Origin of the sequence: Nereida sp. MMG025 (assembly GCF_021654165.1) — a bacterium.
Lineage (GTDB): Bacteria > Pseudomonadota > Alphaproteobacteria > Rhodobacterales > Rhodobacteraceae > Nereida.
The window spans coordinates 299,509-316,111 of sequence record NZ_JAKFZN010000002.1 but is presented as its reverse complement, the minus strand read 5'-3'; the positions used below and the strand labels follow the sequence as shown (position 1 = coordinate 316,111).

General features: G+C 53.5%; 13 protein-coding genes. 11 read left to right on the top strand and 2 right to left on the bottom strand.

The annotated features are described in order from the left end of the window. Positions 1 to 56: 56 nt before the first annotated feature. Positions 57 to 800, top strand: a complete 744-nt coding sequence (locus tag L1065_RS07615; RefSeq protein WP_237094866.1) for a hypothetical protein — start codon at positions 57 to 59, stop codon at positions 798 to 800. Then, entirely contained in the window at positions 797 to 2,044 is a 1,248-nt protein-coding gene (gene ilvA, locus L1065_RS07610) for a threonine ammonia-lyase IlvA (protein WP_237094865.1), read from the top strand. The genes L1065_RS07615 and ilvA overlap by 4 nt, the downstream gene beginning before the upstream one ends. On the opposite strand, the gene L1065_RS07605 is transcribed toward ilvA, so the two are convergent. Continuing rightward, on the bottom strand, positions 2,041 to 2,352 hold the full coding sequence (locus L1065_RS07605; RefSeq protein ID WP_237094864.1) for an Hpt domain-containing protein: 312 nt from the start codon (positions 2,350 to 2,352) through the stop codon (positions 2,041 to 2,043). The genes ilvA and L1065_RS07605 overlap by 4 nt on opposite strands. A 96-nt stretch (positions 2,353 to 2,448) precedes the next feature. On the opposite strand from L1065_RS07605, the gene L1065_RS07600 reads away from it, so the two are divergent. After that, positions 2,449 to 3,714, top strand: a complete 1,266-nt coding sequence (locus L1065_RS07600) for a PP2C family protein-serine/threonine phosphatase (protein WP_237094863.1) — start codon at positions 2,449 to 2,451, stop codon at positions 3,712 to 3,714. Here L1065_RS07600 and L1065_RS07595 read toward each other — a convergent pair. Next, positions 3,695 to 4,144 (bottom strand): NUDIX hydrolase, encoded by a 450-nt coding sequence (locus tag L1065_RS07595; protein WP_237094862.1) that lies wholly within the window; start codon positions 4,142 to 4,144, stop codon positions 3,695 to 3,697. The genes L1065_RS07600 and L1065_RS07595 overlap by 20 nt on opposite strands. Before the next feature lie 91 nt (positions 4,145 to 4,235). On the opposite strand from L1065_RS07595, the gene L1065_RS07590 reads away from it, so the two are divergent. The 8 genes from L1065_RS07590 (at position 4,236) to L1065_RS07555 (ending at position 16,603) form a co-directional block, all read left to right on the top strand. Further along, positions 4,236 to 5,240, top strand: coding sequence for an Hsp33 family molecular chaperone HslO (locus L1065_RS07590; RefSeq protein WP_237094861.1), 1,005 nt, complete (start codon positions 4,236 to 4,238; stop codon positions 5,238 to 5,240). Further along, positions 5,227 to 5,826, top strand: a complete 600-nt coding sequence (locus L1065_RS07585) for a CoA pyrophosphatase (RefSeq protein WP_237094860.1) — start codon at positions 5,227 to 5,229, stop codon at positions 5,824 to 5,826. The genes L1065_RS07590 and L1065_RS07585 overlap by 14 nt, the downstream gene beginning before the upstream one ends. Continuing rightward, complete coding sequence (locus L1065_RS07580; protein ID WP_237094859.1) at positions 5,823 to 6,965, top strand: CCA tRNA nucleotidyltransferase; 1,143 nt, start codon at positions 5,823 to 5,825, stop codon at positions 6,963 to 6,965. The genes L1065_RS07585 and L1065_RS07580 overlap by 4 nt, the downstream gene beginning before the upstream one ends. Beyond that, positions 6,962 to 8,176, top strand: coding sequence for a class I SAM-dependent RNA methyltransferase (locus tag L1065_RS07575; RefSeq protein ID WP_237094858.1), 1,215 nt, complete (start codon positions 6,962 to 6,964; stop codon positions 8,174 to 8,176). Before L1065_RS07580 ends, L1065_RS07575 begins: the two co-directional genes overlap by 4 nt. Positions 8,177 to 8,311: 135 nt before the next feature. Beyond that, positions 8,312 to 11,773, top strand: a complete 3,462-nt coding sequence (locus tag L1065_RS07570) for an Ig-like domain-containing protein (protein ID WP_237094857.1) — start codon at positions 8,312 to 8,314, stop codon at positions 11,771 to 11,773. Between the two features lie 146 nt (positions 11,774 to 11,919). Continuing rightward, the gene (locus tag L1065_RS07565; protein WP_237094856.1) at positions 11,920 to 13,185 is read left to right on the top strand and encodes a TolC family protein; all 1,266 of its coding nucleotides are present in this window, start codon (positions 11,920 to 11,922) and stop codon (positions 13,183 to 13,185) included. A gap of 125 nt (positions 13,186 to 13,310) precedes the next feature. Beyond that, a complete protein-coding gene (locus L1065_RS07560; RefSeq protein WP_237095183.1) occupies positions 13,311 to 15,434 on the top strand; it encodes an ATP-binding cassette domain-containing protein in 2,124 nt (707 codons plus the stop codon). Beyond that, positions 15,434 to 16,603 (top strand): HlyD family efflux transporter periplasmic adaptor subunit, encoded by a 1,170-nt coding sequence (locus L1065_RS07555; protein WP_237094855.1) that lies wholly within the window; start codon positions 15,434 to 15,436, stop codon positions 16,601 to 16,603. Before L1065_RS07560 ends, L1065_RS07555 begins: the two co-directional genes overlap by 1 nt.

Below are 16,603 nucleotides of genomic sequence, written 5' to 3'. Positions count from 1 at the left end.
CTGTCCTAACGCGCTTGACGTGCTAAGACATGAACGAAAGCAAAGGATGCGCAACAGTGACCATACGAATTTTTAACCATGCCCTTCGCATGATTTTTAACAGTTTCAGCGACGCCTTGAAGGTGTCATTGGTTCTAAGTGTGATTGGGCAAATCGCCGTTCTTTATTTCAGCTTTCAGGCCTTTGGCGGCACCCCTCAAGAAATAAACCAAGGCGATATCCCAATGGCAGAGCCTTCGGCGGTTTTTCCTTATCTCCTGGCAGTTCTGGCGCAGTTTTTTCTATCGGGATGGGTTGCTGTTGGATGGCACCGGTTTGTTTTGCTGCAAGAATACCCACAAAGTTACCTTCCGAAATTTCATGGACCGAATATATGGGGGTATCTTGGGCGTCTGCTGATGATCTCCCTTATTTTGGTCGTTGCGCTGATTCCACTGTCTGTTGTTATCGGTCTTTTGGCAGCGGGTGGGGGTGAAGCGTCGCTTGTGATCGGGTTGCCCATTATCGGTGTGGCGCTGGTTTGGCTTTCGCTTCGTCTTAGCCTGGTGTTGCCTGCTATTTCGGTCGGGGCGCGGATGCCAATCAAGGAAAGTTGGGCAAAGACGGCCAACCTTTCAACAAGCATTGCCGGCCTTGCACTGATCCTCATTGCAATTGGCGGGTTTGTTAGCTTTTTGCCGCTTTCAGGCCCCCTTGGTATCGTTTTTTCAATTGTGACAGGCTGGTTCAGCATCTTGCTTGGGGCTAGCATCCTGACCACAATTTACGGGATCACCGTAGAGGGGCGCGACCTGACATGAGTGATTTTGCCAATCGTGCCGTTGCGGCGTCCAAAGAAATGCGCGCTTTGTTCGGGGCGTCTCCGATGCAACAAAATGCGCACCTGAGTGCGATCTATGACGCTGACATCTGGTTGAAGCGCGAAGATCTGACTCCTGTTCGCAGCTATAAAATACGTGGCGCCTTTAATGCCATGCGCAAAGTGCTAAAGCATCATCCCGACCAACAGCTGTTCGTATGTGCCAGTGCGGGAAACCACGCGCAGGGTGTGGCCTTTGTGTGCAAACACTTTGATCGGAAAGGCGTGATTTTCATGCCCGTGACGACGCCGCAACAAAAGATCGACAAAACACGTATCTTTGGCGGCGCGAACATCGAAATTGTTTTGACGGGGGATTACTTTGACCAGACCCTTGCCTCTGCTCAGGCGTATTGCGAGCGTGAAGGGGCGCATTTTCTGTCACCCTTTGACGACCCTGATGTGATCGAAGGACAGGCCTCTGTCGCGGTCGAAATGATCGAACAGATGGGCGCGGTGCCAGATGTTGTTATTTTGCCCGTCGGCGGCGGTGGATTGTCATCGGGTGTCACGGCATATCTGCGCGCAATCAAAGCGCAAACAGAGCTGTTTTTGATTGAGCCTGCGGGTGGTGCAAATCTGGCAGCTGCACTGCAGGCAGGTCAGCCTGTTACACTGGACACCGTTGACACCTTTGTCGACGGGGCGGCCGTTGCCCGCATTGGTGGCGCGACGTTCGAGGTGCTTAAGGATACGCCCCCCGATCACGTGTTGAAGATTGAGGAGGATCGGATCTGCACCACGATGCTTGATATGCTCAACACCGAAGGGGTGGTTCTGGAACCCGCTGGTGCGCTGGCGCTGGATGCGCTCAAAGATCTGAGACAACAGATTAAAGGCAAGCGCGTGGTCTGTATCGCCTCGGGCGGAAATTTTGATTTTGAACGGTTGCCAGAAGTAAAAGAACGCGCGCAACGGTCTGCAGGTCTCAAGAAGTATTTTATCCTTCGGATGCCCCAACGCCCCGGCGCGCTGAAAGAATTCTTGGGCATGCTTGGCCCGGATGACGATATCGCGCGGTTCGAGTATTTGAAGAAATCAGCGCGTAATTTTGGCTCTGTACTTATTGGGATTGAAACAAAAGATGCTGATAATTTCGGCCAACTCACAAAGCTGATGGATGAAGGTGGTTTTGCATTCCGAGATATTACCAACGATAGCGCCCTGTCAGAATTCTTGATCTAGCGCCCATTTAAAAATGCAGCTTTTGAGGTTTCAAAGGCGTCGGTGAGCGAAGCAATGTCATCAAATTTGGCGCCATTTTGTTCAAATCGGCTGGCCAAATGCACAACCTTTGTAAATCCCAGACCAGACGCGACGCCTTTGATGGCGTGCATGGTCTGTGACGTGTCAACTGCTGCATCAAGATCTGACAGCATCCCGGCCATCTCTTCAAGAAACAATGCCAGCACTTCTTCAAAGCCGTCCTGACCCAGATCGGCTTTGAGGATTTTGATTTGGTCCCAGTCTATGAGCGGCAGATTGTCATCCATTCTGCAAGGCTACGGTCAAAGTGTTAAAATACTCTAAGCCGTTAAGTGAAATTTAGAGATTTTCTGGGAAGGTGTGCGGAAACCCAAAGGTCTCTAATGTTTGAATCGCGCCCCATTGAACCGGCTCTTACGGCGTCCCAAAAGTTGCCAGATCGCAAAGCGCTTGTCATTGATGACAGCCGCATGCAGCGCCGTATTCTAAATGTAACCCTTCGTAAGTTGGGGTATCATGTGCGCGAAGCCGCGTCCGGTATCGAAGCTCTCTGCGCTTGCGAAGAAGACCATTTTGACCTGATTTTGAGCGACTGGATGATGCCAGAAATGTCCGGTCCGCAGTTTTGCGAAGCTTTTCGAAAAAAGGATAACGACCGCTACAGCTATATTATTTTGCTGACCTCAAAGGGCGAAAAGGAAGATATCGCCTTTGGCCTTCAAAGCGGGGCAGATGATTTCCTGACAAAACCCGTCAACTCTGGTGAACTGACCGCACGTATCGCAGCGGGTCAGCGCATCGTCGAAATGCAGGCGGAGGTGCATCGAAAGAACCAAGAAGTGAACGCAGCCCTGGATGAAATCCGGCGGCTCTATAATCTGCTTGATAGTGATTTGCTGGAAGCCAAAAAGCTACAGCTGTCTTTGCTACCAGACCGCGCAGTCTGTTACGGGCCCGCGGACGTGTCCTTGCTTTTGCAATCATGTGGTCATGTTGGCGGTGATTTGGTGGGGCATTTCCCGATCACGCCAATGCAATTTGGGTTCTTCTCTCTTGATGTGTCGGGACATGGTATTTCGTCCGCCTTGCTTACCGCGCGATTGGCGGGATATTTTTCGGGCACCGATCCACGTCAAAACGTTGCCATCGCGCTTGATGGGGCGGGTTGCACGCACCCCCATGATCCTGCTCATGTCGTCGAAAGCCTGAATAAGGTGATGCTCAACAGCACAGATACAGACCACTACTTCACGGTTTTATACGGCGTTTTTGACATCACTTCGGGCGTTCTTCGTTTTTGTCAGGCAGGACACCCGCATCCCGTTGCAATGCGCGCGGATGGGTCGCTTGAACAACTGGGCAACGGTGGTCTGCCTGTCGGATTGATCGAACACGCAAGCTACGAGACAACGCAAGTGAAGCTGTCCAAAGGTGACCGGTTTATTACTGTGTCTGATGGCCTGACCGAGGCTATTTTAGAAAACGGTGACCTATTGGGGGAACAGGGCCTTATAAATGCGCTTGCCGATAACAGAGAAAAAACAGGAAAGGATTTTCTTGAAACACTGGTTTGGTCTGTTTCAAGCCAATTAAAAGATGATTTCGATGATGACGTTTCGGCCTTGATGATCAGCGCTCCACTGAATTGATGGCTTTTGAAAGAAACCAGCGGTCGCCATCGTTGCCGACGTTTTCCAAGGCAGGTTCAGGTGCCATCCAAACCGCCGAGTGACCGTACTCGGATGGCGCGTCCACCTGCAAGGAAGGGCGACCAAAATAGATGTGACATAACTTTTCTGCCCAGAGGTCATATTCAGGCATATAGGTGAACCGACGAAACATGCCTAATTTTCGCAAACGGCCAACCTTCCAGCCTGTTTCCTCCAGAATTTCACGATGAAGGGCGGCGATCATTTGTTCGCCGCTTTCTACTCCGCCACCTGGAAGCTGGTATTCAGGCAGGGGCGTTGATTGGTGTGTCAGAAGTACCTGTCCGCCACGCATTAAGACCGCATAGGCGCCGGGGCGCGGCCGATAGCGTTGGCCCGCGATGGGTGGCTTTTCAAACCGTCGGTTCATGTTCTGCCCCTTACAACCGCTCTTTACGCGCCTATATAGCCTCGGTATTGCCAAGCCGCAGAACGCCATCAGGCGCACAGAGGATCAAGACATGATAAACACTAGCCAGATTGAGTGGGATGATACAGTGCTGCCGTTCCAATTGGACGCTGCGGATGTGCGCGGTCGCGTTGCGCGTCTTGATGGCGTGCTGGACCGTGTGCTTGATCAACATGACTATCCCCGAAGCATCGAAGCACTTGTGGCGGAAATGTCTTTGCTGACTGCGCTGATTGGTCAGACTATTTCGCTTCGTTGGAAGCTGTCTTTGCAGGTGCGCGGCGATGGGCCCGCACGGTTGATTGCGACGGACTACTATGGCCCGACGGAAGACGGCGCGCCTGCGCGTATTCGGGCCTATGCAAGCTATGACGCGGAAACGCTGGATCATGGCGCGGATCCTTTTTCACAGATTGGCAAAGGGTATTTTGCCATTCTGATCGACCAAGGCGAAGGCATGGCCCCCTATCAGGGCATTACACCGATTGCAGGGGGCTCGTTGTCATCTTGTGCCGAGACTTACTTCGCGCAATCCGAGCAGCTGCCAACGCGCTTTGCGCTTAGCTTTGGCCGTTCCACCATGGCGGATGAGGCGGAACACTGGCGTGCTGGCGGTGTGATGTTGCAACATATGCCAAAAGCATCGCCACTGATGGCCAAGTCCGATCCTGAGGCCGAGGCCGGCCGTTTGCCGACTGCAAGTGATCTGTTGGATGATGACGCGGCCGAAAACTGGTTGCGTGCAAATACGCTTCTGGACACCGTTGAGGACCTTGAATTGATTGGCCCAACGGTTCCGCCAAAAGAACTGCTCGTGCGTCTTTTCCATGAGGAAAGCCCACGTGTGTTTGAGGCGCAACCCGTTGAGTTTGGTTGCACCTGTTCGGCTGATCGCGTGCGCCAAAGCCTTTCGATCTATTCGGCCAAGGACATTGGACATATGACCACTGACGAAGGTATCGTGACCGCAGACTGTCAGTTTTGTGGTGCGCATTATGAATTCGATCCAAAGTCCGTCGGATTTGAGGCCGAAGAGGCCAAGGATGGCTCAAACTGATTTGCGTAAATTGCTGGCCAATCAATGCGAGGCGATTGGCCAGTCGTCCTCTGACTTTGACCTGAACCCTGATGTGGATCCGCCAAAGATAAAGCTGCGCGAAGCGGCGGTTCTTATAGGTCTGATTGATGGTCCGAACGGACTGGACCTGTTGCTGACCAAACGGTCTTCACGGCTGCGCAACCACCCCGGGCAAATTGCTTTTCCAGGGGGCAAGAAAGACGATAGCGATGCCTCCCTTCAGGACGCGGCTGTGCGCGAAGCGTATGAAGAGGTTGGCCTTCCGCCTGCATCGGTTGACATCATCGGAACATTACCACCCCATCACACCGTGACGGGGTTTTCGGTGTCGCCCGTCGTGGGTTTGATCCGCGCACCGTTTTTGGCGCGCCCAGAAGATAACGAAGTGGAAGAAGTATTTTTCACACCTTGGGATCATGTGATGACGCCGTCAAATTACGTGGTGCAATCGCGTCAATGGCAGGGCGTGCAGCGCCACTATTACGCGGTTCCTTATGGTCCTTATTACATTTGGGGGGCGACTGCGCGTATTCTGCGCGGTTTGGCCGATGTGCACGGCAAATGATCCCTGATTGGTTGGCACGCTCAAACACGCAAGAGGTCTTTCGCGTTCTGAACGAGGCAGGGCACGACACCTTTGCGGTTGGCGGCTGCGTTCGAAACACGCTGATGGGGCTGGCCGCCACGGACATTGATCTTGCAACCTCTTGCCCCCCAAGTGAAGCAACGAAGGTGTTCAAAGCAGCAGGGCATAAGGTAATCCCCACGGGGTTTGACCACGGAACCATCACAGCCGTTGTGGATGGAACAGCATTTGAGATTACGACCTTTCGCGAAGACATAGAAACCGATGGGCGCCACGCCAAGGTCTTGTTTTCCGACGATATCGCTGATGATGCGCGGCGACGCGATTTCACCATGAATGCGCTTTACATGGATGCAGGTGGTCACTTGCATGATCCATTGGGCGGACTCGAGGATCTAAGGGCGCGGCGTGTTCGATTTATCGGCGATGGCCCATCGCGGGTCGCCGAAGATTATCTGCGTATTCTGCGGTTCTTTCGATTTCACGCACAATACGGCGCCCCTGAACATGGCTTGGATGCCGATAGCCTGGCGGCCTGCGCAGGCGGTGTTCACGGGTTAGCGGCAATCGCAAAGGAACGGATCGGCCAAGAGATGCGAAAATTGCTCAGTGCGTCTGATCCCGCGCCGGCAGTTGCCGCGATGCGCGCGTCTGGTGTTTTGAACGCTGTTCTTTTGGGTGCAGATGATCGCGGGCTTGGGCCGTTCATTCATCTCACTGACGGGTGGCCAATAGACCCGATCGCGCGTCTTGCCTCTCTTGGTGGTCAAGACAGTGAAGCGGCGTTGCGCCTCAGCAAGGCTGAGGCCGCACGTCTTTCTATCTATCAAAAAGAGATAAGTGCGATGACATCCGCAGGTGCGCTTGGATACTGGCATGGGGCCGAGATTGGCAAAAACTGTTTGGCTTTGCGCAGTGCACTTTTGGAAACACCAATGACAGGTATTGCTTTGTTAGAGAAAGGTGCGAAAGCCGTTTTCCCGATCAAAGCGGATGATCTTATGCCGCGGTATCACGGGCCTGCCTTGGGCCGCATGCTCAAGGAGTTGGAGCGGCTATGGATTGCGTCTGATTTTACTATGAACCGCCAAGAACTTTTGAAGCAGGCTGGCCAATGACCCAATATAAAATTGAACGATTAAACCATCACGGAAAAGGTGTAGCCGAAGGCCCTGTTTTCGTTCCACGTGTTCTGCCGGGCGAATTAGTAACGGGACGCCTGAATGGAACCGATCTGGAGGACGTGAAGGTGCTGACCCCATCGTCTGATCGGGTTAGGGCACCATGCAGGCATTACAATGCGTGTGGCGGCTGTGCGTTGCAACACGCCTCTGACGCGTTTGTTGAAAACTGGAAAGCGCAGGCTGTTCAAACCGCGCTTGCCGCCAATGGTATCTCGATTGAGATACCAAAGGTGTTTACCAGTAACGCTTCAACCCGCAGGCGCGCAAAGCTGTCTGGACGGCGCACGAAATCAGGTGCGATTGTCGGGTTTCACGCGCGCGGCTCTAACACAGTGGTCGAGATTCCGGACTGCACTGTTTTGGCGCCCGAGATTTTGGCGGCTCTTCCAATGTTGGGCGATGTGACCAAAAAGGTATGTTCGCGCAAAGGAGAGATACAGTTTCAAGTCACTGTTACCGTGAACGGCTTGGACGTTTTGGTTTTGGGCGCGCGCGAGGTGTCGGCAATCGAACAGGCCGAGCTTGCGGCGATTACGCGGTCGTTTGGTATTGCCCGTCTAACATGGGGAAACGACCTATTGGCCGGTGAAAACCCTGCAGCGATCCCGATGGGCGCGGCTTTAGTGACACCGCCACCGGGATCCTTTTTGCAAGCCACACAAGAAGGCGAACGCGCTTTGGTTGAATTTGTGCGCCATCATGCGGGATCGGCCAAACGCGCCGTGGACCTCTTTGCAGGCAGCGGCACCTTTTCGTTCCCGATGGCCGAAACCTGTGATGTCCACGCAGTCGAAGGGGACCGCGCGATGATGGACGCGGTCGATGCGGGATGGCGGCAGTCAAAAGGGCTGCACAAAGTGACCACCGAAACCCGCGATCTGTTTCGCAGACCGCTCATGGCGGATGAGCTTCGGCACTTCGATTGCGCTGTGATCGACCCACCCCGCGCCGGCGCAGAGGCGCAAATCAAACACATTGCTGAAAGTGATTTGGAAACGGTTGTGATGATTTCGTGCAACCCCGTGACATTTTCCCGAGATGCCAAACATTTGGTCGCGGCTGGATTCACGCTCGAAAACCTAAATGTAGTGGATCAATTTCGATGGTCACCACATATTGAAATAGCAGCAAATTTTTCGCGGTGATCATGTAGATTTTTTTCCCCGTATTCCGCTAGGTAAAAAAAATCTAGAAATATGTGCGAATACAAGATATTGTATTTGTGAGTAGATTATAAACGGCACCAAAAATAAGCCGTAACATGAGGCGGAGTAGTAGTTATGTCAGCGATTAATTTCGTTGTCCGTGATGGTGCGGGCAATATCCAACGTGGTATCCTTTCCGGTGACCGCGGATCAGACACCATAGAAGTTGGTTCAAGCCAAGATATTTCCCTAAATTTGCGTCGATCCGATATCGCAAGCTTTGGCCGCGAGGGATCGAACCTGATTGTGACGCTTACAGACGGCACACAAATCACACTGGACGGGTATTTCACCTCAGGTGTAACCGTTGGAAACCAGCTGTTCCTGAGTGATGAGGGTTTCTTGACCGAGGTGCAAATCACCGAAGAAGGTGGCGATAAAATCGCGGCGTACTATCAAGAGGCAGAGGTTTTTGGGAAATGGAGCCCGAACGACGACCTCTTCTTTACGGGTGCAAATGATTATGCGGTTGCGGACGCGGCTGTAACAGAACCAGAAGCGAGCATGTTGGGCACGGCCCTTTTGACCGGCCTTGGCGGTTTGGGCAGCACGGCTGGTCTGGGCGCTGCGGCGTTGGTTGGTGGTGTTGCATTGCTTCCTGATGGCGACGACGGTGCCGATACGACAGCCCCTGACGTTGCTGTGACTGGTGGTACGGAATCAGTAGGGCACGTCGTAAATGCGGACGATTACAGCGATGGTGTTGATATCTCTGGCACAGGTGAACCCGGTGCCTCGATTGTTGTGACTGTCGAAGGTGTAGACGCCGAAACAACCGTCGCCGAAGATGGCACTTGGACTGTCACCTTTGATGATGAAGCGGTTGCAGGCGGCGAATACACAACGCCTGTCACGGTCGTCGCAACAGACGAAGCAGGCAACGCAACAACGATCACTGATACACTTGTCATCGATACAGTTGCGCATGTGACCATGGAAACCGATACGGTTGAAATGGACGGGATCGTCAATGCCGAAGAAGCCAGCGACGGCGTGACAATCACAGGCACTGCAGAAGCCGGTTCCACCGTTGTGGTGCAATTGGGCGACGTAACACATGACGCCACGGTTGCGGCCGATGGCACTTGGACCGTGGATTTTGCAGCAAGCGAAATTCCTGGCGGCGAATATGATGCGACTGTCGTTGCGACAGCGACAGATGCCTATGGCAACAGCGCCTCGACAAGCTCGACCCTGCAAATTGATACGCAAACGTCGATCGAATTCACCTCACTTCAGGTCGCAGGTGACAACATTGTCAACGCGTCCGAACTTCAGTCAGGCGTTACGCTGACAGGGACAAGCCAACCTGGATCAACGGTCTCCGTTGACATCAGCGGCATTACCTATGCAGCCACAGTGGCGGCAGATGGCAGCTGGAGCGTTACATACCCTGCAAGCGACTTTGTAGATGGTGAGTATGAGGTGACTGCAGTTGCAACCACCACAGATGCAGCGGGCAACACCGCCACGGCCAATCACACTTTCCAGATCGATACGATCACGGATGTTTCGGTAAACACGGCAACTGTTGAAGGCGAAGGCGTTGTTAACTTCACAGAACATTCTGACGGCGTCACGCTAACAGGTACTGCCGAACCGGGTGCAAGCGTTGTCGTGACCCTTGGGTCGGTCAGCCATACAGTTATGGCAACCGCTGGCGGAACATGGTCCGCAGACTTTGCCAGCTTTGAAATTCCCCAAGGTGAATACACAGCGCCTGTTCAGGTTGTGGCAACGGATGCCAACGGAAACCAGACAAGCACCACAAGTTCGATCGAAATCGACACTTATGTGAACAACCTGACAACCACAAGCCAAATTGGTGGTGACAACGTCATCAACGCAGCCGAGGCACAATCGGGCGTTTCGCTGACTGGTACGGTTGAAGCGGGGTCGAGCGTCTTGGTTACACTTGCAGGCGTTACACTGCCCGCGACTGTTGCTGCGGATGGCAGCTGGAGTGTCAACTTCGGCGCAGGCCAGATCCCAAGTGGCGAATATACGACTTCGATGACAATCGTGGCCACAGATGCGGCTGGCAATACATCGGAACTGAGCGAACAGGTCACTGTTGATACGGATGCGGGCTACCTGACGCTGAGCAGCGCACCGATTGAAACCGACGATCTGATCAACGCAGTTGAAGCAAGCGACGGTGTTGTGATTACAGGCACCGCGACACCCGGTGCCACTGTTGAGGTGACCTTGGGCGGCGTGACACATACAACCGTGTCAAATGCCGCGGGTCAGTGGACAACGACATATGCACCGGGCGAAGTTGCACCCGGCACATACACATCCGAGATCACAGCATCCACGACAGATGCGGCTGGAAACAGCTTGTCGGTCGCCGATAGCGTGCAGGTTGACACGGTCGTGGATAACCTTGCCATCGGTATCCAGCCTGTTGAAGGCGACAATATCATCAGCGGTGCAGAAGCTGCCGACGGTGTTGTGCTGACAGGCACATCGGAAGTCGGCTCAACCGTTGTGGTTCAACTTGGTATCGCCAGCAAAACCGTGGTGACAGGCCCTGACGGAACATGGAGCGCATCTTTCGCTGCAAGTGAAATCCCGCAGGGTGAAAACCTTGCGACGATGACGGCCACAGCAACTGATCTGGCGGGCAACGTTGATGATGTCACCGGATCGGTTCTGATTGATACAATCGTCTCGAACATGTCTATCTCGGATACACCTGTCACAGGTGATGATCTGGTGGGCGCGGATGATATGGCAGCCGGTGTCACGCTGACTGGGACAACGGAAGTTGGTTCATCGGTTATGGTGACGGTTGATGGCGTTGCGATGAATGCGAGTGTCGATGCCAATGGCAACTGGTCGGTGACCTATCCTGCAGGCTCGATTGCAGAAGGTGAGTATACCGCACAGATGGTTGTCACCGCGACAGATGCAGTGGGCAACACCAAAACGCTGAACGACAGTTTTGTGGTCGATACCACCGCTCCGGATGCACCTGTTATCCGCTCGTTCACACGTGAAGTGGATGGTGTTTGGGAAATCGGGACCGAACTGACGGACGAAACATTCTCGATCACCGAGATCACAGCAGATGGTCAGTCGAACCCGGTGACTTACACAACCAGCGAAAATACAAACCGTGGGCGTCTGGACTTCGAATTCAACGAAGCCGTTCCAGACGGGTCGCAGCTTGTTGTGTCTGCAGCGGATGAGGCTGGCAACCAAAATTCCACACTTCTGGTGCTTGATGATGTGAACACCGATGTCGTGAACCTCAATGCGCCCGGGCTTGATAACTTCGATATCGGAGCGATCAATCTTGCCTTGGCCGAAAACGCTGATCTGACTTTGACAGCGGCTGATCTTGAAGGGCTTTCTGATCACTCGAACGAGGTGCGCATCCACGGTGGTGAAGACGATACCGTCACAATCGCAGGTGCCATCGCAACGGGTGAAACCGAAACGATCAATGGCCAGACCTATGACGTTTACTCGCTTGGTGACGAAGGCGGCAGCCTGATCATCAACGAAGACATCAACGTCATCATCTAAATCCCTTAGGGGCGCAGTATTTTCATGCCTGCGCCCCTTTCGAGGGGGTTTGTAAAGTGTGTTCGGAGGTCAAAGCAGTGAAATCATCTTTCCAATCCTTGAAATACAGCGTCGCAGTTTTGGCGCTTGGAGGTTTGGCTGGATGTATGAATGCTGATCCCCAGGCCACACGCGGCCCGATGGCGCTTTTAAAACCATCTGTTCAGTCTGAAGATGGCACCAAGACCGAAACAGCGGCTGAAAAGCAAGCCCGCGAAAGTGTCATTATTCAGTCTCTAACACAGCGTAAAAGCATACTTCCGTCTGGCAGCAGCTTTGACCGTGTGGCTGGATCTGTCATGGCCGCAAGCTCTCGGACGGCTGAAGCGGAATTGCGCAGTGCCAAACTGCGTGCCGAAGCGCGATCCAAAAACTGGTTGCCAACCCTCGGGCCAACGATCAGCCTCAATTCGCTCGGGTCGCTTGTTGCCGGGATCTTAATCGAACAGGTTCTGTTCGATAACGGAAAGAAAAAAGCAGAACGCGCTTTTGCTGCGGCAGATGTCGAGGTCGCCGCGGTAAACCTTGTTGTTGATACCAATGAGCGCGTCTTGGATGGTCTCGAACTCTATATCGCATCCGAAGAGGCCAAGCGCCGCGCGGCGGTGACCCGTAAAGGCATCGCGCGCATGGAGCGGTTTGAATACATTATGGGCGAACGTGTCCGTGGTGGCGTCTCAAACCGGGCCGACCTTCAAGTCATTCAGCAGAAACTGACCCAAATGCGATCGGATCTGTCAGCGGATCAAGAATTGTCCGCCACAGCGATTGCCGAACTTAATGCAATGGCGGCGGATCCGGTAAACGGGGTATCGGGCCTGACGTCTCTTGGCGGGGTCAATGCATCGGGCGATACACTAGATGTGCTAAAAGCGCGTGCCGAAAAAGACCGCACGATTGCCGAAGCGGTTATTGCACGCGCGGGGCTTTTACCTGGCGTATCGCTTACAGGTTCAGCTGACTCAGATGGGAATTCCAGTGCAGGTCTGACCCTGAAAACAGAAAACGGGATCGGGTTTGGGTTGCGCGACAACCTTGCCGCCGTTGAAGCCCAAAAAGATATGGCTGAACGCCGCGTGAGCCAAACACGCGAAGACAGCAACAGAAGCCTTGCCAAGCTGAAACAGACACTGATTTCAATTGAGCGGAAGCGGTCGCAATCGCAGTCCATTCTGGATCAGGCAGATGCAAACCTTGCGTTGTTCGAAGAACAATATGAAGCGGGCCAACGCCCTGTGATGGACCTGATCGGGGTCTATGAAACCAAAATAAATGCAGAGCGCGATCACATTAGCCATGCCTATGACATCGCGCGCACCAAATTAAAAATTGCCAAGGAACTTGGCCTTCTTGCTGATGGGGAAGAGATTTGACGGGTCCAGTCCTCGCGTTTGATATTAACGCACGTAAGAACGGCAAATTGCAAAAGATCACGCGCCGCGTTGCAGATGCCGTGCGTCCAGCCGAAAAAGCACCCGAGGTTCCTGCGCAAAGCGCGATGGACCGCTATTCGGAAAAAGCCAAAAATCGTGCGCAGCTGGCAACTGTTTATGCGGGCATTTTGGGCCTAGACGCCGTTTCGTCGGACGTTCTGGAAGCCATTATCTCTGATGCAGAGACTGAAAACGATGTTTCGCCCGGTGATATGGCGCGCGGCTTGAAGCAGGCGGGACTGACCACTGAAGTTGCTACCGTCAATTTCTGCACGGCTGACCATTGGCCCGCAATTGCGATGATGACCAGTGGGCAGTTTGTTCTGGTTCTGGATCAAACGGCCGATACCCTGACGCTTTATGACACCACCTGCACGGACAATCGTGCCGAAGTCCCTGTTTCAGAATTCGAGCGCGTGTTCACGGGCATTATCATTCGTGGCGAGGTTCAGGTCAGCCAACTGACAGAACGGCATGTTGCCAAGCGTGAAAGCACACATTGGTTCTGGGGTGAGTTTCCGAAATACAAGCGCCAGCTTCTAGAGGTCGGGGTGGGCTCTTTTGTGGCCAACATTCTTGCTGTGTCTGTCGCGTTGTTTTCATTGCAGGTTTACGACCGCGTGATTCCACACCAATCAACAGCAACCTTGTGGGTCTTGTTTGTGGGCGCTGGCCTGGCGCTTTTGATGGAAGCGTTTTTGAAAGTAGCGCGTGCCCGCCTTCTGGACTCGGCTGGACGCCAGATTGAACTCAGCGTGCAAAACCTGTTGATGGAGCGTGTCCTTGGTATGAAATCGGGCCGGGGCGCATCGCCCTCATCCCTTTACAATGCCATGCGCGAATTCGGCTCTGTGCGTGAGTTTTTCACGGCGTCCACCATCGGCAGTCTGACAGATATTCCGTTTATTTTTGTTTTCCTTGCATTGGTCTATTCCATCGCGGGCAATCTGGTGTGGGTTCTGGTTTTGGGCGGTTTCTTGATGGTTGTGCCCGGCTTCTTTTTCCAAAAACGGATGATCCGCCTGACACAAGAAACCCAAGGTGCCAGCGCCAAGGCAAGCCGCTTGCTGCATGAAGCAATCTACGAAGCAGACACTGTTAAGGCCCAACGCGGCGAAGAGCGTTTTCGCCGTATCTGGACAGAATTGATGACCCTGTCATCGTTGAAGTCATCAGAGCAGCGCAAACTGGCCAGCACTTTGACGTTCTGGAGCCAAGGGGTTCAGCAAGCCACCTATGTCTCTGCCGTCGTTTTTGGCACCTACATGGTTTTCGCGGGTGAATTCACGGTTGGATCGATTATCGCCGTTGGCATCCTGACGAGCCGCACGCTTGCACCGCTCACGCAACTTGCGGGGACGATGGCGCGTTGGACCAATGTAAAAGCCGCACTCGATGGTTTGGAAGATGTTGCGGGAGCCGAGCAGGATATGCAGGACGACCGCACATATCTGCGCCGCGAAACCATGCAGGGCAGTTTCGAGCTGCGAGATGTCAAATTCCAATATGATGAAGAAGGTGCGCCGACTTTGGATGTCGCGCGTTTGCTGATCAATCCCGGCCAGTCTGTTGCTGTTTTGGGCAGCAACGGTTCGGGTAAATCTACGATGCTGAAAATGCTGTCGGGTCTTTATGCACCGACAGAAGGGCGTATCCTGTTGGACGGTGTGGATATGAATCAGGTCCACCCCCGCGATATTCGCCGCAATGTTGGCTACCTCAGTCAGGACGTGCGCCTGTTTACGGGCACCTTGCGCGATAACCTGAACCTCAACATGCTTGAGCGCGATGATGACCGCCTGATGGCGGCTTTGGATTTTGCGGGGCTCGGCCAACATGTGCGAAACCACCCCAAGGGCCTCGACCTGGTCATTCGGGACGGTGGCGAGGGGCTGTCTATTGGTCAACGCCAATCGATCGGTTGGGCGCGTATCTGGCTTCAGGATCCCAAGATCGTTTTGCTTGATGAACCAACGGCCGCTTTGGATCAGGCGCTTGAAGGGACATTGGTCAGCCGTTTGGAAGACTGGCTCAAAAATCGCACAGCGATTATTGCAACGCACCGTGTGCCAATCCTGTCTCTGACAGAACGCACGCTTATCTTGCAAAATGGTCGTATGACTGTGGATGGTCCGCGGGAAGATGTCCTTAATCATATCGCAAAAGTGCGCAATAAGGCGGCAAGCTGATGGCTACGATCGACGCAGAACTTAACGAAAGCATGAGGGGCCCAAGCCTGATCATCTGGCTTGTGGCTGCAACGCTTGGGGTGTTCGTGACCTGGGCCGCGTTTGCATGGATCGACGAGATTGTGCGCGCGGATGGCGAGATCATAAGCTCCTCGCGCCCGCAGATCATTCAAAACCTTGAAGGTGGCATTTTGGCTGAACTGATGGTCAGCCAAGGCGACGAGGTAAGCCCCGGACAAGTGCTGGCAAGACTCTATTCCACCAAGTTTCAGACCCAGGTGGATGATCTTCAGGAACAGATTGACGCCCTTGAAATCCGCCGCCTTCGACTGGAGGCGGAAATGGCAGGTGCGTTTGATTTTGCAGTGCCAGACATTCTGGCCGAACGGCAGCCAGAGATGTTCGCGTCTGAGCGTGCCTTGTTACAAGCACGTCAATCCGATTATGTCAGCCGGACGGATGGCGCGCGCAATGTGATGGGGCAAACCCGTAAGGAAAAGGATCTGCTGGAAGACCTTTACACCCGCAACATCGTTTCGACGATCGAAGTGACCCGCGCACGCAAGACGTTCAGTGACGCGGAAAACAAATACAATGAAGTGGTGACGCAATCCGAATTGGAACGCGCGGGCATGTATTCGGATACGCTGAAAGAGTTGGCCAATCTGCGCCAAAATCTGAAAGTGGCGCAAGACCAACTGGATCGCACAATTATCGTCTCTCCGATGCGCGGTGTTGTGAACAACCTGAGCATTACAACAATCGGCGGCGTCATTCGCCCGGGCGAAGAAATTTTCCAGATTATTCCAATGGATGAAGAGCTTTTTGTCGAAGCACGGGTCCGGCCAGAGGATATCGCCAATATCAAGCGCGGACAGGAAGCAACGGTCAAACTGTCAGCCTATGACTATACAATATACGGCAGCTTGAAAGGCGCGGTTCAGTTCATATCGGCAGACACGTTCAAGGATGAGCGCAAACCCGATGGCGACCCGCATTATAAGGTCACGCTTAATGTTGATTTGAGTAACCTGACAGAACGGCAAAGGTATATCGAAATCCGCCCCGGTATGCAGGCACAGGTTGAACTGCACACAGGCGAAAAGACTGTTTTGCAGTATCTTTTGAAACCTCTCTATAAATCGCGCGAAGCACTACGCGAGCCCTAG

What these genes read in the sequence shown, in the direction of transcription:
- ilvA (WP_237094865.1), top strand. Translation starts at nt 797, where the DNA reads ATGAGTGATTTTGCCAATCGTGCCGTTGCGGCGTCCAAAGAAATGCGC.
- L1065_RS07605 (WP_237094864.1), bottom strand. Translation starts at nt 2,352, where the DNA reads ATGGATGACAATCTGCCGCTCATAGACTGGGACCAAATCAAAATCCTC.
- L1065_RS07600 (WP_237094863.1), top strand. Translation starts at nt 2,449, where the DNA reads ATGTTTGAATCGCGCCCCATTGAACCGGCTCTTACGGCGTCCCAAAAG.
- L1065_RS07595 (WP_237094862.1), bottom strand. Translation starts at nt 4,144, where the DNA reads ATGAACCGACGGTTTGAAAAGCCACCCATCGCGGGCCAACGCTATCGG.
- L1065_RS07590 (WP_237094861.1), top strand. Translation starts at nt 4,236, where the DNA reads ATGATAAACACTAGCCAGATTGAGTGGGATGATACAGTGCTGCCGTTC.
- L1065_RS07585 (WP_237094860.1), top strand. Translation starts at nt 5,227, where the DNA reads ATGGCTCAAACTGATTTGCGTAAATTGCTGGCCAATCAATGCGAGGCG.
- L1065_RS07580 (WP_237094859.1), top strand. Translation starts at nt 5,823, where the DNA reads ATGATCCCTGATTGGTTGGCACGCTCAAACACGCAAGAGGTCTTTCGC.
- L1065_RS07575 (WP_237094858.1), top strand. Translation starts at nt 6,962, where the DNA reads ATGACCCAATATAAAATTGAACGATTAAACCATCACGGAAAAGGTGTA.
- L1065_RS07570 (WP_237094857.1), top strand. Translation starts at nt 8,312, where the DNA reads ATGTCAGCGATTAATTTCGTTGTCCGTGATGGTGCGGGCAATATCCAA.
- L1065_RS07565 (WP_237094856.1), top strand. Translation starts at nt 11,920, where the DNA reads ATGAATGCTGATCCCCAGGCCACACGCGGCCCGATGGCGCTTTTAAAA.
- L1065_RS07560 (WP_237095183.1), top strand. Translation starts at nt 13,311, where the DNA reads ATGGACCGCTATTCGGAAAAAGCCAAAAATCGTGCGCAGCTGGCAACT.
- L1065_RS07555 (WP_237094855.1), top strand. Translation starts at nt 15,434, where the DNA reads ATGGCTACGATCGACGCAGAACTTAACGAAAGCATGAGGGGCCCAAGC.